Source organism: Streptomyces sp. NPDC043680 (assembly GCF_056436685.1).
In genome coordinates this window covers 228,997-242,713 of sequence record NZ_JBWKCE010000008.1, presented here as the reverse complement: position 1 = coordinate 242,713, position 13,717 = coordinate 228,997, and the positions used below count along the sequence as shown (strand labels likewise).

Below are 13,717 nucleotides of genomic sequence, written 5' to 3'. Positions count from 1 at the left end.
CTGGAACAGAGCCGCCGTCGCCGCCGTACGAAGGAGTCGCAAGTGCCGTCGATCCTCGATGCGGTCGTGGTGGGGGCGGGGCCGAACGGGCTGACCGCCGCCGTCGAACTGGCCCGGCGCGGCTTCTCCGTGGCCGTCTTCGAAGCCGCCGGGTCGGTCGGCGGCGGGGCCCGGACGGAGGAGCTCACCCTCCCGGGTTTCCGGCACGACCCCTGCTCGGCGGTGCACCCGCTCGGAGCGGGCTCCCCGGTGTTCGCCACGATGCCGCTGAAGCGGTACGGGCTGGAGTGGCTGCACGCCCCGCTGGCCATGGCGCACCCCTTCGACGACGGCACCGCCGCGGTGCTCTCCCGGTCCGTCGCCGAGACGGCGGCCTCCCTGGGGCCGCGCGACGCGGGCACCTACCGGCGGCTGGTGCAGCCGTTCCTGGGCAAGTGGGACACCCTGGCCCGGGACTTCATGTCCCTGCCGTCGACGGCCCTGCCCCGCGACCCGGTCACCCTGGCCCGCTTCGGCCTCACCGGCCTGCCGCCGTCGACCTGGCTGATGCGCCGCTTCCAGGACGAGCGGGCGCGGGCGCTGTTCGCCGGGCTCGTCGCGCACGTCATCGCCCCGCTGGGCGGGATCGCCACCGGCGCCGTGGGCCTGGTCTTCGCCCTCGCCGCGCACGCGGGCGGCTGGCCGATGGCGCGCGGCGGCTCGCAGTCCCTCTCGGACGCCCTCGCCGGCTACCTGCGCGACCTGGGCGCCGCGGTGCACACCGGCTTCGATGTCAAACGCCTCGACGACCTGCCGCCGGCCCGCGCGTACGTCTTCGACACCTCGCCGACCGCGCTGGCCCGGATCGCCCGCCTGGGCCACGTCTACGACCACTACCGGTACGGCGCCGCCGTGTTCAAGATCGACTACGCGCTGTCGGGCCCGGTGCCGTGGACCGCCGAGGCACCCCGCCGCGCCGGCACCGTCCAGATCGGCCCGCGTGCCCGGGACATCGACGCCGCCCTGCAACTGGCCGCCGGCGGGCGCGCCCCGCGCAACCCCTTCCTGATCACCGCCCAGCCCAGCCTGGTCGACCCGAGCAGGGCGCCCGAGGGCAAGCACGTGTTCTGGGCGTACGGGCACGTCCCCGCGGGCTGGGGCGGCGACCTCACCGAGGCCGTGGAGCGCCAACTGGAGCGCTTCGCACCCGGCTTCCGCGACCTGGTGCTCGCCCGCGCCACCGCAGGGCCGCCAGAGCTCGCCGCCCGCAACCCCAACTACGTCGGCGGGGACATCGCCTGCGGCGCCGCCTCCGGACTCCAACTGCTGCTGCGCCCCCGGCTCTCCCTGTCCCCCTACACCACCCCCCACCCCGCCGTCTTCCTCTGCTCCTCCGCCACCCCGCCCGGCCCGGGCGTGCACGGCATGTCGGGCCACAACGCGGCCAAGGCCGTCTGGCGCCACCTGCGAAAGGCCACCTGATGGTCCGGATCACCCTCGTCCGCGGCGACATCACCGCCGAGCACGCCGACGCGCTGGTCAACGCCGCGAACTCCTCGCTGCTCGGCGGCGGAGGCGTGGACGGCGCCATCCACCGGCGCGGCGGCCCGGAGATCCTGGAGGCATGCCGGGCCCTGCGCGCCTCCCACTACGGCAAGGGCCTGCCCACGGGCCGGGCGGTGGCCACCACGGCGGGCCGGCTCCCGGCCCGGTGGGTGATCCACACGGTCGGCCCGGTCTGGTCCGCCGGCGAGGACCGCTCCGAGCTCCTGGCCTCCTGCTACCGCGAATCCCTGCGCGTCGCCGACGAGCTGGGCGCCCGTACGGTGGCCTTCCCGGCGGTCTCCACCGGCATCTACGGCTGGCCGATGGACGACGGGGCCCGGATCGCCGTCGAAACGGTCCGCGCCTGCGACACCGGGGTCGAGGAGGTCCGCTTCGTCCTCTTCGACGAGAAGGCGTACGCGGCCTTCGAGGCGGCCGTGGCCTGAGCGGTGGCCCGAACCGCGCTGGGGCGTGAACCCCGCAGCGGCTTGAACCCCGCAGGGGCCGGCGGTCGTCGGATGACGGGCCCGGCCCCTGCGGGTCGGCGGCCGGCGGTCGCTCAGACGCGGTCGGCTGCGATCAGGACGTACTGGAAGGACCCGTCCTTGTAGGAGTTGATGAACGCCTCCTCGATCCCGGTGACCAGGGAGGACGTGGCCCGCAGCTCCCAGTAGGGCAGGGTCGCGGGAGTCAGGTCGATGACGGCCTGCGGTACGAGGCGGTTGTCGGCCATGGCGCGCAGGTACTCCCGGCGGGAGTGGATGTTGCACTCGAAGTGCGCGTTGATCTGGGAGACCCACTTCGAGGGCTGGCCGTAACGCGGGTTCCAGCAGCCGGTGATGGTCACGTACCGGCCGCCGACCGCGAGGACCCGGGAGTGCTCGGCGAAGAGGTCGTGCAGGTCCACGTACATGCTCGACTCGTTGTTCCACGAGGCCGCGGCCTGCCCGGTCTCGAAGGGCGTGCCGAGCATGTTGCAGACGCGGGCGTGGACGTGGTCCTCGATGCCGAGTTCGCGGGCGCGCTGGTTGGCGAAGTCGGCCTGCTTGGCCGAAAGGGTGACGCCCTCGACCTTGCATCCGAAGCGCTGGTGGGCCATGACCATCGAGCCGCCGCGGCCGCAGCCGGCGTCGACGAGCGTGTCGTCGCGCCCGATGGGGCCGAGGTGGTCGAGGAGGAGCTCGGCCTGCGCCGACTCCAGGCGGTGGAGCTCGGCGATCAGCTTCTTCTCGTAGCTGCTGTCGCCGGGGTCGCCGAGGGCGGCGTGGTCGACGTCGCCGATGCCGTAGTGGTGGTGGTAAAGGCCGTCGACGTCGCCGAGGCGCAGGTTCACGGGCCTCGCCTCGTGGTCCCAGTAGCGGGCGATGTCGCCCTGGTAGGGCGTCGCCGGGCCGGGGATGAACAGGGAGGCGTCGGCCGGGGTGGCGGTGGCGGTGGTGAGATCGGTGCTAGTCACGGACAAGTCCCATCGTTACCAGAAATCGGGCAGGCTGTAGCGGTAGGTATTGGTCTGGTGCCAGTAGTGGTTGCCGTCGACCCACACGGCCACTCCCCGCAGGAAGCGCAGGACGCTCGGTACCGGGCAGGCCGCGGCCAGTTGTGCCGCTTCGGCCTCGAAGGCGTGCATGAGGTCGTTGTGGACCTCGATCGCCTTCAGGTAGGCGTCCTTGTCGGAGAGGCCCTCGCGCTCGGCGATCACCACGGGCAGGTTCAAGTGCTTGCCGGAGGCGTCGAGTTCCTTGGTGTACGAGTACAGGTCGTTGGCGATGGTCGTGGCGTTCCCCGCCAGCGCGATGACCCGCTGCATGGCCGGCTGCGCGTGCAGGTCCGCCGGGAGTTCGTAGCCGCCGACGGTGTCGGTGATGGTGGGGCAGGGCCGGAAGTTGTTGAACTGGCGCATCGCCAGGTACTCGGACACCTCCGGGACGTACTCCGTCTGGGCCCAGGCGGCTTCGGCGAGGTACCCCAGGTGCAGCCGGGCCATGTCGTGCCGGTACCGGTCGGCCTGGGAGGGGGTGGCCGCCCGGACGAAGTACTCCATGGCCGAGCGGTAGGACCGTCGCGGCGCGTCCGAGAGGAGCGACTCCGCCCACGCGGGCGCGTACTCCGGGGTGGTGTGGACCGGGTCGAGGGCCGTGTGCGCCAGCAGAAGCCTTCCGCCAAGACCGACGGGCGAGCCGCCGTGGTCCTCGCAGTAGACGTCGTCCACCACGTTCTCGGCGACCATCAGCCGGGTGGCGATCATGAGGTGGTCCACGGTCGGGGCGTCCGGATGGCAGGCGACCATGTAGCGGCCCACGGAGAAGCCGTCGAACTGATCCTCCCACTCCGGGGGGTACGCCTGGACCTCGTCCACCGCCCATCGCTTGATCCGGCGGCTGACCTCCTCCACCCGCACCGGGTCCGGCTCCGGCACCGGGTGGTGGTAGAGGCCCGGGATGGGCCGGCCCGCAACCGGTCCCCCCGCCGGGCCCGCGGCCGGCGGCGGCGCCTCGGGCCGGGCGAAATGGAGTGCGGTCGTGCCCAGGCCGCCGGGCCCGCGCAGGATCCGCTCCAGGGCGGGGCTCGCCCGCCTCACCTCGGCGGCGCCCTCCACGGGTGCGGGCACGTCTCCCGCGGCGGGGGCGGTACCGAAGGGCAGGACGGGCGCGGTCGGCAGGGCGCGCCGGACGACGGCGGCGTCACCGGCGGCGGGGGCCCCGGCCGCTGCGGGGGCCTGGGCGCCGGCGAGGACATGGGCCCCGAAACGGGCGGCAGCGGCAGGCAGGCTCGATTGCACAGGGGAAAGCCCGGGATCGGGCATCCGTGGCTCCTTGGTGAGATGGGTGGGCTGTCCCGAACCCCGGGCATGCTCGGTGGGCCCGGGTCGGCTCCGGGCCGTCGTGGCTGTCGGGCAGGTCCGTCGGGCCTGATCGGGAGGAGGGGCCTAGTCGTTCCTGCGGGCGATCTGCACGTTCTCCAGCACGCCGAGTGCGTCGGGCACCAGGACCGCGGCGGAGTAGTAGGTGGTGACCAGGTAGGAGATGATCGACCTCTCGTCGATGCCCATGAAGCGCACCGACAGCCCCGGCTCGTACTCCTCCGGCAGACCGGTCTGGCGCAGGCCGATGACGCCCTGGTTGTCCTCGCCGGTGCGCATGGCCAGGATCGAGCTGGTGTTCTCCTTGCTGATGGGGATCTTGTTGCAGGGCAGGATCGGCACCCCGCGCCAGGCCGGCACCTGCTGGCCGCCGACGTCGACGTGGTCCGGGTAGAGCCCGCGGGCGTTGAACTCGCGCCCGATCGCCGCGATCGTCCTGGGGTGGGCGAGCATCAGCTTGGTGCCGCGGCGGCGGCAGAGGAGCTCGTCGAGGTCGTCCGGGGTGGGCGGGCCGGAGTGGGTCTGGATCCGCTGCTTGAAGGCGGCGTTGTGGAGCAGGCCGAACTCCCGGTTGTTGACCAGCTCGTGCTCCTGGCGCTCCCGCAGCGCCTCGATGGTGAGCCTGAGCTGCTCCTCGGTCTGGTTCATCGGCCCGTTGTAGAGGTCGGCGACCCTCGTGTGGATCCGCAGCACGGTCTGCGCGATCGAGAGCTCGTACTCGCGGGGCTTCAGCTCGTAGTCGACGAAGGTGCCGGGCAGCTCCGCTTCGCCGGTGTGGCCGGCCGACATCGCGATCTCGGCTTCGCCGTGGCGGTTCTGCCGCTGCTGGGGGAGGGCGCTGAACTGCCGGATGTGGTCCTGGAGCTGCGGCGCCCCGGACAGCACGGCGGCGAAGTCGGCACGGGACAGGGTGAGCAGGGTGCCGCCGGTCTCGGCGGTGGCGGTGTAGTCCCAGTTGCCGCCGCCGTCGAGCAGGGCGTGCTCGCCGAACCGGTCGCCGTCGGCGAGGACCGCGACGGCGACCTCGTCGCCGTACTTGCCGACGGAGGTCTGCCTGATCCGGCCGTGGGCGATCAAGTGGATCTGCTCGGCGGGGGTGCCGCGCTCGACCAGCACCTCGCCGGCCCGGAAGTCGCGCTGGACGCACCGGCCGGCGACCGCGGTCAGCACCTCCAGGTCGTCGAAGCCGCGCAGCAGCGCGAGTTCGCCGAGTTCGCGGGGGATCACCTGGACGTTGGCACCGTCTTGGACGAACTCGATGCGCCCGTCGCCGACGGTGTAGCTCAGCCGGCGGTTCACCCGGTAGGCGCCGCCCTTGGTCTCCACCCAGGGGAGCATCCGCAGCAGCCAGCGGGAGGTGATCTCCTGCATCTGCGGGGCGGACTTGGTCGTGGTGGCAAGGTTGCGGGCGGCCGCCGTGCTCAGGCTGGACTGCCGCGGGGGCTCCAGCTGGGCTTCCGGGCTGGTGTCAACGGTCATCGGGCGAGTCTCCTTCGCAAGGGCGGCGAGCGGCATACGGGTGCGTCACCGGTGAAAGAGGAAAAAGAGGGTGAATGTCTGGGAATCCGTCCAGATCACGGGGAACGTTAATAGCCGGTACAGCCACTCGACCCTGGAGCTGTTCGTTTTACCTCGATGCAGTGATCTTGTCCGGCATGGTGTTTATCGGGGTGGCCGACGGTATTCGGCCCCCGTCGCGGGCGCGCCCGGACACGGCGGGGCCACCGGCCCGGTCCGGGACGGCGTCCCGGCCGGCTGAGGCCCCCGTTCCGCTTCGGCGGGAAGGCGCACGAGGCGCACGAGGTGTTCCGGGAGGCCGCTAGGCTTTTGGGATGACCCTTCCGGACGCGTCCACCGAGATCCCCGATGCCCTCCAGGTGCTCCACCGCGTCTTCGGGTACGACTCCTTCCGCGGCGAGCAGCAGCAGGTCATCGACCATGTCGTGGCGGGCGGCGACGCGCTGGTGCTGATGCCGACCGGTGGCGGCAAATCGCTCTGCTACCAGATCCCGGCCCTGGTCAGAGAGGGCACGGGAGTGGTGATCTCGCCGCTGATCGCCCTCATGCAGGACCAGGTGGACGCGCTCACCGCGCTCGGGGTGCGGGCCGGGTTCCTGAACTCCACGCAGGACCCGGACGAGCGGCGCGCCGTCGAGCACGCCTTCCTGGACGGCCGGCTGGACCTGCTCTACCTGGCGCCCGAGCGGCTGCGCACCGAGGGGACGCAGCGGCTGCTCGACCGCGGCACGGTGTCGCTCTTCGCGATCGACGAGGCGCACTGCGTGGCGCAGTGGGGCCACGACTTCCGCCCGGACTACCTCGCGCTGTCCATGCTGCACGAGCGCTGGCCGAAGGTGCCGCGGATCGCGCTGACCGCGACGGCAACCGAGGCCACGCACGGCGAGATCGCGGCACGGCTGGGCCTGGAGGGCGCCCGGCACTTCGTCGCCAGCTTCGACCGGCCGAACATCCAGTACCGGATCGTCCCCAAGAACAACCCGCTCAAGCAGCTGCTGGAACTGATCCGCACCGAGCACGACGGGGACGCCGGAGTCGTCTACTGCCTCTCGCGCGCGTCGGTGGAGAAGACGGCCGCCTTCCTGGCGGAGCAGGGCATCGACGCGGTGGCCTACCACGCGGGGATGGACGCCCGCACGCGCGCCGCGAACCAGGCGCGCTTCCTGCGCGAGGACGGGGTCGTGGTGGTGGCCACGATCGCGTTCGGCATGGGCATCGACAAGCCGGACGTACGGTTCGTGGCCCACCTGGACCTGCCGAAGTCCGTCGAGGGCTACTACCAGGAGACCGGCCGGGCCGGCCGCGACGGCGAACCGGCCACGGCCTGGCTGGCGTACGGGCTGCAGGACGTGGTCCAGCAGCGCAAGATGATCGAGGGCTCCGAGGGCGACGAGACGCACCGGCGCTCGCTCGCCATGCACCTGGACGCGATGCTCGCCCTGTGCGAGACGGTCGGCTGCCGCCGGGTGCGGCTGCTGGCGTACTTCGGCCAGCCGGGCGAGCCCTGCGGCAACTGCGACACCTGCCTGACACCCGCCGAGTCCTGGGACGGCACGGTCGCGGCGCAGAAGCTGCTGTCCACCGTGTGGCGGCTGGCCCGGGAGCGGCGGCAGAAGTTCGGCGCCGGCCAGATCATCGACATCCTGCAGGGAAAGAAGACGGCCAAGGTCATCCAGTTCGACCACGACGCGCTGTCGGTGTTCGGCGTCGGCGCGGACCTGAGCACCGCGGAGTGGCGCAGCGTCGTCCGGCAGCTCCTCGCGCTGGGTCTGCTGGCCGTCGAGGGCGAGTACGGCACGCTGGTGCTGACGGACGCCAGCGGCGAGGTGCTCGGCGGCCGCCGGACCGTCTCGATGCGCAAGGAGAAGGCGCCGGCCGCGGCGCCGGCCCGCAAGGAGTCCGGCTCGCGCTCCGGGAAGGGCCCGCGGGTACCGGTCGACCTGCCGGAGACGGCCCTGCCGGTCTTCGAGGCGCTGCGCGCCTGGCGGGCCGCGACCGCGCGCGAGCAGGGCGTGCCGGCGTACGTCGTCTTCCACGACGCGACGCTGCGCGAGATCGCGACGCGACTGCCCGCCACCGTCGAGGAGTTGGGCACCGTCAACGGCGTCGGCGAGGCCAAGCTCGCCAAGTACGCCGAGGGCATCCTGGAGACGCTGTCCGAGGCCGGCGCGCCCGGATCCCCGGCGCCCGCAGCCGAGCCCTCCGAGGCAGCACCCCTGCCCCGGCAGGCGGCCCCGTACGAGGACGAACCGCCCTTCGACCCGGACGACACGGACCCGCCCTGGGACGACTGGGAGTAGCCCGCACCCGGCGGGGGCCAACCGGTCCCGGCCGGCCCGTCCCCTCGCCTTCCGGCCCGAATCCCCGCGCCCGTACGGGACTTCGGTAACCCGGCCCCCGCCCCCGGCGGGCCCCGCCGCCCGGGTGCGACCCGCCTGGTCCGGGCCCAAGCTGGAGGCATGAGCGACGACCGGCCGGCCCCGCGCAGCACGGAACTGCGCCTGGCCCTCGCGATGCGCGGCGGCCTCGGCCTCGCCGTCTGGACGGGCGGAGCCTGCTGCGAGACCGCGGCGTTGCGGGCGGCGGCCGGACGGGCACCCGGTCCGGACACGGGTCTCTACGCAGCACTGCTCAAGGCCTGCGGATACGAGGACGTCGACGTCGACGTCCTCGTCGGCACCAGCGCCGGCGGCCTCAACGGGGTGCTGCTGGCCTGCCACCTCGTGTACGGAATGCCCTTCGGCCGGGGCGTGCGCGACCTCTGGGTGCGCCTGGGCGATCTCGAAGGCCTGCTGCGCCGCCCGACGCCCCTCCACGCACCGGCTTCGCTGATGCGCGGGGACGAGGTCCTCTACAAGGAGCTGCGCAGCGCGCTCGGCACCCTCGTGGACGAGGCGCCGCCCGGCCGGCGCGCGCCCGCCTCGCTGCGGCTGATCCTCACCGCGACCCGGCTGCGGCCCCGCCCGGACCGGGTGCGCCCCACCCTCGGCAGGCCGCTGCCGGTGGGGCGGTCCAACGCCACGTTCCGCTTCCGGCACCGCGGCGCCCTGACCGACTTCCCGCACGAGTCGACGGGTACCGCCCGGGAGACCGCCCTGGACCGGCTGGCCTACGCGGCCCGCACCTCCGCCTCGCTCCCGGGAGCCTTCGAACCGGGCCGGATCTACGTCGGCAACCGCTCCCGGCCCGTCCGGGACCCGCTGCCGGTGGACATGCGCGGAGTCAGCAGCGAGACCGGCTACCCGGACGAGGACCTGGACGGCTGCGCCGAGCTCATGGACGGCGGCGTCCTGGACCACCTCCCCGTCGCCTGGGCGCTGCGGGCCGTCGCGGAGGCCCCGGTGCTCCGCAAGGCCGACCGCAGGCTGCTCCTTTTGCAGCCCGTACCGCCCTTCCCGCCGGCTCCCGGTCCGGCCGGCGGCCGTCGGGCCGCCCGGCTGGTGCGCAGCGCGGCGAGGACCGTGGCCGCGAAGGCCGGCGCGGAGTCCCTGCGCGACGACGCGCTCGAACTCCGGGCCGCCGAAGCCGCGGCCCGGCAGCGGCCGGCCGTCACCGGAGTGCTGCCGCCGACCCTCGCCGGCCTGTACGACGCGGGGTGGGCCCGGCTGGGGACGTACCGCCGCACGGTCGGCGGGGCGGAGGCGCTCCGGCTGATGCGGCTGCTCGCGGACCCGGCGGAGGTGACGGGCCCGGACGTGCTGCCGCTGCCCGCCGGACCGGGGCCGCTGGACGCGCTGGACGAGAGCGCGGGCTCGGCGACCCTCTTCGCCCGGCTGCGCGCGGCGGGCGGAGAGCTGGCCGTCGCGCCCGACACCCTGCCGGCCCCCGGGTACTCACCGCTGGCACCGGCCCGCACCGTGCGGCTGCTCATGGACTGGGTGGAGGCGTACGAATCGGGCGGCGCACCGGTGGACACGGAGCTGGTGAAGGAGCTCCGCGAGCGGCTGTACGCCTGCCGCTTCGCCGTCGCCACGCTGATCGCGGCCCGGGACCGGCTGCTGCTGGCCACCTACCGGACCTCGCTGCTCCACGGCCTCGTCCCCGCCGACGTCACCGCCCCCTACACCGCGGCGAGGCGATGGCTGGAGGCTTTCGACCCGCCCCCGTCCGGCGCGGCGCCCGCCCGGTGGGAAGCCTGGGCGGTGAGCCTGGCGCAGGCCGTCACCGGCGGCCCCGCCCCCGTGGCTCCCGCACGCCCCGCGGGCGCGTCCGCCGACTGCTTCCACGAGCTCTGGGAGCGCCTGGCGGAGCTGGCCGAGGACATCGGCGCCCGGCTGCCTCCCGGCACCGCGGGCTTCGAGGCCCTCCACGAGGCCGCCGCCGGCACCGGTCCGCCGATGGCCGACGCCCTGGCGTTCGCCGAGGTACTGCTCGGCCCGCTGCGCCCGGATCCGCTGGCCGAGGCCGCCGACATCGGTCTCCACACCGTCTCGGCGGCCGACACCAGCTGGGCCACCCGCGCGGTGCTGCGGGGCGCTTCCCCCGACTCCCCGCACGAGCTGGTCAGGGCGAAGCTCAGCGGCAGCCGGCTCCACGACTGCGCGTCGTTCCTGAGCGCACGCCGGCGCGCGAGCGACTGGACCTGGGGCCGGCTCGACGGCGCCGCGTCCCTGGTCTCCGTCGTCGCCTCCGACGAGCGGCTCGCCGCCGCGTTCGGTGAGGACAGCGACCTCGTGACCCTCGGAGAGGACATCGCCGCCGCACTGGCGCCCGGCCCCCGCTTCACCGAACTCTGGGCGGCCGACGTCAACGGGAATCCGGGCGCGGCCCGCTGGGACAGGGTCCGGGGCGTGCTCACCGCCGTCCGCCAGCACGAGATCCTCGGCGAGGAACTGCCGTTCATCGCCGCCCTGCACGCCCGGGGCTTCCGCGGTGGGAACAGACCGCCCGACCCGCTGCCCGACCCGCCGCCCCTGAGGACGCCCGCCGCCTTCGACGCGGCGATGGACTCCTTCCGGGCCATCGGCGCCGAGGACGTCGGGCTGCTGCTGCGCGCGCGTGACCCGCGCCGGGCGGTCCTGCGCGCCGGACTGCTGGCCTGGCCGGCGCTCCAGCCCACCGGCAGGGCCGCCCGGGCCCGCGGGCTGCAAGGGCTGCTCGGGGTGCTGAAGCCGCTGGTCTGCCTACCGGCCCTGTGCGGTGTGGTGGCCCCCGTGGCCACCCTGGCCGCGGCGGTGCTGATGTGGACCGGCGTCGCCTTCAGCACCGGGCAGTGGTCCTCGCTGCCCGCCCACGTCCCGCTCTGCCTCTACGCGATGACCGCCCTCGCGGCGGCCCCGCACCGGTGGAGCGCCCCCGCCCGGCCGCGCAGCCTCGCGTACGTGCTCCTGGCCGGACCGCCGGTCGCGCTGTGGCAGCTGCGCGGCCTGACCACCCCCGGGCTCGCCCCCTGGGCCTGCACCCTGGTCGTCGGCGCCGCGTTCGCCCTCGCCGCCGCGGCCGTGCTGTACACGGCCACCGACCGCCTGCTGCTGCTCCCCGCCGCCGCGCTCGCCGCGGGCGTGATCGCGGCGCTGGTCCAGGCAGGCCGGTGCGGGCTCGGCGGATGGTGGGCCGCCCTCATCCTCTACGCCGTCCTGTCCTGGGTCACCTTCGTCCTCCCCTGGCTGTACGCGCGTCCGAAGCTCCGGTAGTGGGAGCCGGGCGTCGGCGCCGACGCAGCGCCCCGTCCCGGCGGCTCGGCTAGGGTGATTCGGTAGGAATCAGGCCCCCCGGGGTGAGGTCGGTGCGGTGGACACTTACCAGTCGACGAGCGAGGTGCCGGATCAGCCGGCCGCGACTGTCGGATACGCCGGTGTCCTGCGCGAGCTGCTGCCCATCGCCCTGTGGCGGGAGGACGCCGACGGCCGCATCGTGGAATGGTCGCTGGCCGCCCAGGACCTGCTGGGCCACCGCCCCGAGGACATCCTGGGCCGGCCCGGGACGGCCGTGCTGGTCCCCGAGGCCAACCGGGAACTCGCCGACGACCTGACCCGGCGCGTCCAGTCGGGGGAGACGGTGGTGGGGACGCTGCCCGTACGCCACCGCGACGGCCACCGCGTCACCATGGAGATGTGGATCGTCCCCGCCGTCGATCCGCAGGGGCGCACGGGCGCCATGCTGATCGCCGTGGAGACCTCCGAGGTCCTGCGCATGCGGGACTCCCTCGCCGCGCTCCAGAGCCTGTTCACCCAGTCGCCCATCGGCCTCGCCACCCTCGGCCCCGATCTGCGCTTCCTGCGGGTCAACGACGCGCTCGCCCGGATGAACGGCGTCTCGGCCGCAGCCCACCTGGGCAAACGCCTCACCGAGGTGGTGCCCGGCGTCAACGCCGTCGCACTGGAGGCCACGATGCAGCAGGTGCTGGACCGGGGCACCGCCGTCGTCGACGTCCGCCGCACCGGCCGCACCCCCGCCGATCCCCGGCACGACCGCACCTGGTCCTGCTCGTACGCCCCGCTGCTCGACGGCTCCGGCCGCCGGCTCGGCCTGATCGCCTCCCTCATCGACATCACCGAGGGCCAGCACGCGCAGAGCGAGGCCGAACGGGCCCGGGCGCGGTTCGCCGTCCTCGCCGAGGCCGGCACGCGGATCGGCACCACCCTGGACCTCACCCGGACCGCCGAGGAGATCATCGACGTCCTCGTGCCGCAGCTCGCGGACTCGGCCGACGTACAGCTGCTGGAGGCCGTCCTCGAACCGGACGACGCCGCGTCCTCGCACAAGGGCGTGCTGCGCCGGATGGCCGTCCGCTTCCCCGACCCGACCGCCCCCACCTCGCGCCTCGCCGCCGGGCAGACCCTCAGGATCCCCTCCGGGACGGTGTACGAGCGCGTGATCGCCGAGGGCCGGCCCATGAGCCTGTACGTGTCCGACATTCCGGCGCTGATCACCGACCCGCGCGCCGAGCCGCTGCGCGCCTACCTGGCCACCCTCGGCTCGGCCCGCCTGATCCCGCTGGTCGCCCGCGGCACCGTGCTCGGCGCGGTCACCGTGACCCGGCTGCGCGAACGGGAGCCGTTCGACGCCCCCGACTGCGTCCTCCTCGACGAGGTCGTCGCCCGCGGCGCGCTCAACATCGACAACGCCCGCATGTACACCAACCAGCGGCGCGCCGCCCTGACCCTCCAGCGCAGCCTCAGCAACAGCGCCCTGCCCGAGGTCACCGGCCTGGAACTCACCGGACGCTACCTGCCCGCCAGCGACCACGACGTCGGCGGGGACTGGTTCGACGTGATCCAGCTGCCGGGCGGGCGCACCGGCCTGGTCATCGGGGACGTCATGGGCCACGGCATCCACGCCGCGGCCGTCATGGGACAGCTGCGCACGGCCGTACGGACCCTCGCCCGCCATGACGTGCCCCCCACGCAGCTGCTGCGCTCGCTCGACGCCGCGGTCGCCGACCTCGGCGAGGACGAGATGGCGACCTGCGTCTACGCGGTCCACGATCCGGCCACCGGCGGCTGCGTCGTCGCCCGCGCCGGCCACCCGCCGCCGGCCGTCGTGACGGCCGCCGGGGAGGTCACCTTCCTGGACGGTCCGCCCGGCACCCCGCTCGGCACGGGCGGGCGCGACTTCCGCACCGAGGAGGTGGCCCTGCCCCCCGGCAGCCTGCTCGTCCTCTACACCGACGGCCTCATCGAGGCCCGGGACCGGGACCTCGACCAGGGCCTGGCGCTGCTCGCCGTGGCGCTGCAGGAGCCGGGGCAGCAGCTGGACCTGCTGTGCGACGGGATCCTGTCGCGGCTGCTCCAGGGCGCCCCCCAGGACGACGTGGCAGTGCTGCTGGCCCGTACGGCGGCGCGGCCCTGAGGGCGAGGGCCTGCTCGCGGACCG

Annotated in this window: 8 protein-coding genes; 5 read left to right on the top strand and 3 right to left on the bottom strand. The window is 74.1% G+C overall.

Annotation, left to right across the window (positions count from 1 at the left end; translation table 11 throughout):
- Positions 1 to 42: 42 nt before the first annotated feature.
- Together AC0666_RS19095 and AC0666_RS19090 are read left to right on the top strand one after the other, a co-directional pair.
- The gene (locus AC0666_RS19095) at positions 43 to 1,461 is read left to right on the top strand and encodes a phytoene desaturase family protein (protein WP_468968707.1); all 1,419 of its coding nucleotides are present in this window, start codon (positions 43 to 45) and stop codon (positions 1,459 to 1,461) included.
- Positions 1,461 to 1,970, top strand: a complete 510-nt coding sequence (locus AC0666_RS19090) for an O-acetyl-ADP-ribose deacetylase (RefSeq protein WP_478707974.1) — start codon at positions 1,461 to 1,463, stop codon at positions 1,968 to 1,970. Before AC0666_RS19095 ends, AC0666_RS19090 begins: the two co-directional genes overlap by 1 nt.
- A 113-nt stretch (positions 1,971 to 2,083) precedes the next feature.
- Here AC0666_RS19090 and AC0666_RS19085 read toward each other — a convergent pair whose 3' ends face one another.
- The 3 genes from AC0666_RS19085 to AC0666_RS19075 form a co-directional block, all read right to left on the bottom strand.
- On the bottom strand, positions 2,084 to 2,980 hold the full coding sequence (locus AC0666_RS19085) for a geranyl diphosphate 2-C-methyltransferase (RefSeq protein ID WP_468968713.1): 897 nt from the start codon (positions 2,978 to 2,980) through the stop codon (positions 2,084 to 2,086).
- Between the two features lie 15 nt (positions 2,981 to 2,995).
- Positions 2,996 to 4,327 carry a family 2 encapsulin nanocompartment cargo protein terpene cyclase gene (locus tag AC0666_RS19080; RefSeq protein WP_478707973.1) on the bottom strand — a complete coding sequence of 444 codons (1,332 nt, stop codon included), beginning with the start codon at positions 4,325 to 4,327 and terminating at the stop codon, positions 2,996 to 2,998.
- 123 nt (positions 4,328 to 4,450) lie between these two features.
- Positions 4,451 to 5,863 (bottom strand): family 2B encapsulin nanocompartment shell protein, encoded by a 1,413-nt coding sequence (locus tag AC0666_RS19075; protein ID WP_468968717.1) that lies wholly within the window; start codon positions 5,861 to 5,863, stop codon positions 4,451 to 4,453.
- 353 nt (positions 5,864 to 6,216) lie between these two features.
- Between AC0666_RS19075 and recQ the strand changes: the two genes are divergently transcribed.
- The 3 genes from recQ to AC0666_RS19060 all read left to right on the top strand — a co-directional run bounded on the left by recQ (position 6,217) and on the right by AC0666_RS19060 (position 13,693).
- Positions 6,217 to 8,202 carry a DNA helicase RecQ gene (gene recQ / locus AC0666_RS19070; protein ID WP_478707972.1) on the top strand — a complete coding sequence of 662 codons (1,986 nt, stop codon included), beginning with the start codon at positions 6,217 to 6,219 and terminating at the stop codon, positions 8,200 to 8,202.
- Positions 8,203 to 8,361: 159 nt separating this feature from the next.
- Complete coding sequence (locus tag AC0666_RS19065) at positions 8,362 to 11,535, top strand: DUF3376 domain-containing protein (protein ID WP_478707971.1); 3,174 nt, start codon at positions 8,362 to 8,364, stop codon at positions 11,533 to 11,535.
- A gap of 97 nt (positions 11,536 to 11,632) precedes the next feature.
- Positions 11,633 to 13,693, top strand: a complete 2,061-nt coding sequence (locus tag AC0666_RS19060) for a SpoIIE family protein phosphatase (RefSeq protein WP_478707970.1) — start codon at positions 11,633 to 11,635, stop codon at positions 13,691 to 13,693.
- Positions 13,694 to 13,717 lie beyond the last annotated feature (24 nt).

Coding starts and splice junctions, on each gene's coding strand:
- AC0666_RS19090 (WP_478707974.1), top strand. CDS start 1,461: ATGGTCCGGATCACCCTCGTCCGCGGCGACATCACCGCCGAGCACGCC.
- AC0666_RS19065 (WP_478707971.1), top strand. CDS start 8,362: ATGAGCGACGACCGGCCGGCCCCGCGCAGCACGGAACTGCGCCTGGCC.
- AC0666_RS19080 (WP_478707973.1), bottom strand. CDS start 4,327: ATGCCCGATCCCGGGCTTTCCCCTGTGCAATCGAGCCTGCCTGCCGCT.
- recQ (WP_478707972.1), top strand. CDS start 6,217: ATGACCCTTCCGGACGCGTCCACCGAGATCCCCGATGCCCTCCAGGTG.
- AC0666_RS19075 (WP_468968717.1), bottom strand. CDS start 5,863: ATGACCGTTGACACCAGCCCGGAAGCCCAGCTGGAGCCCCCGCGGCAG.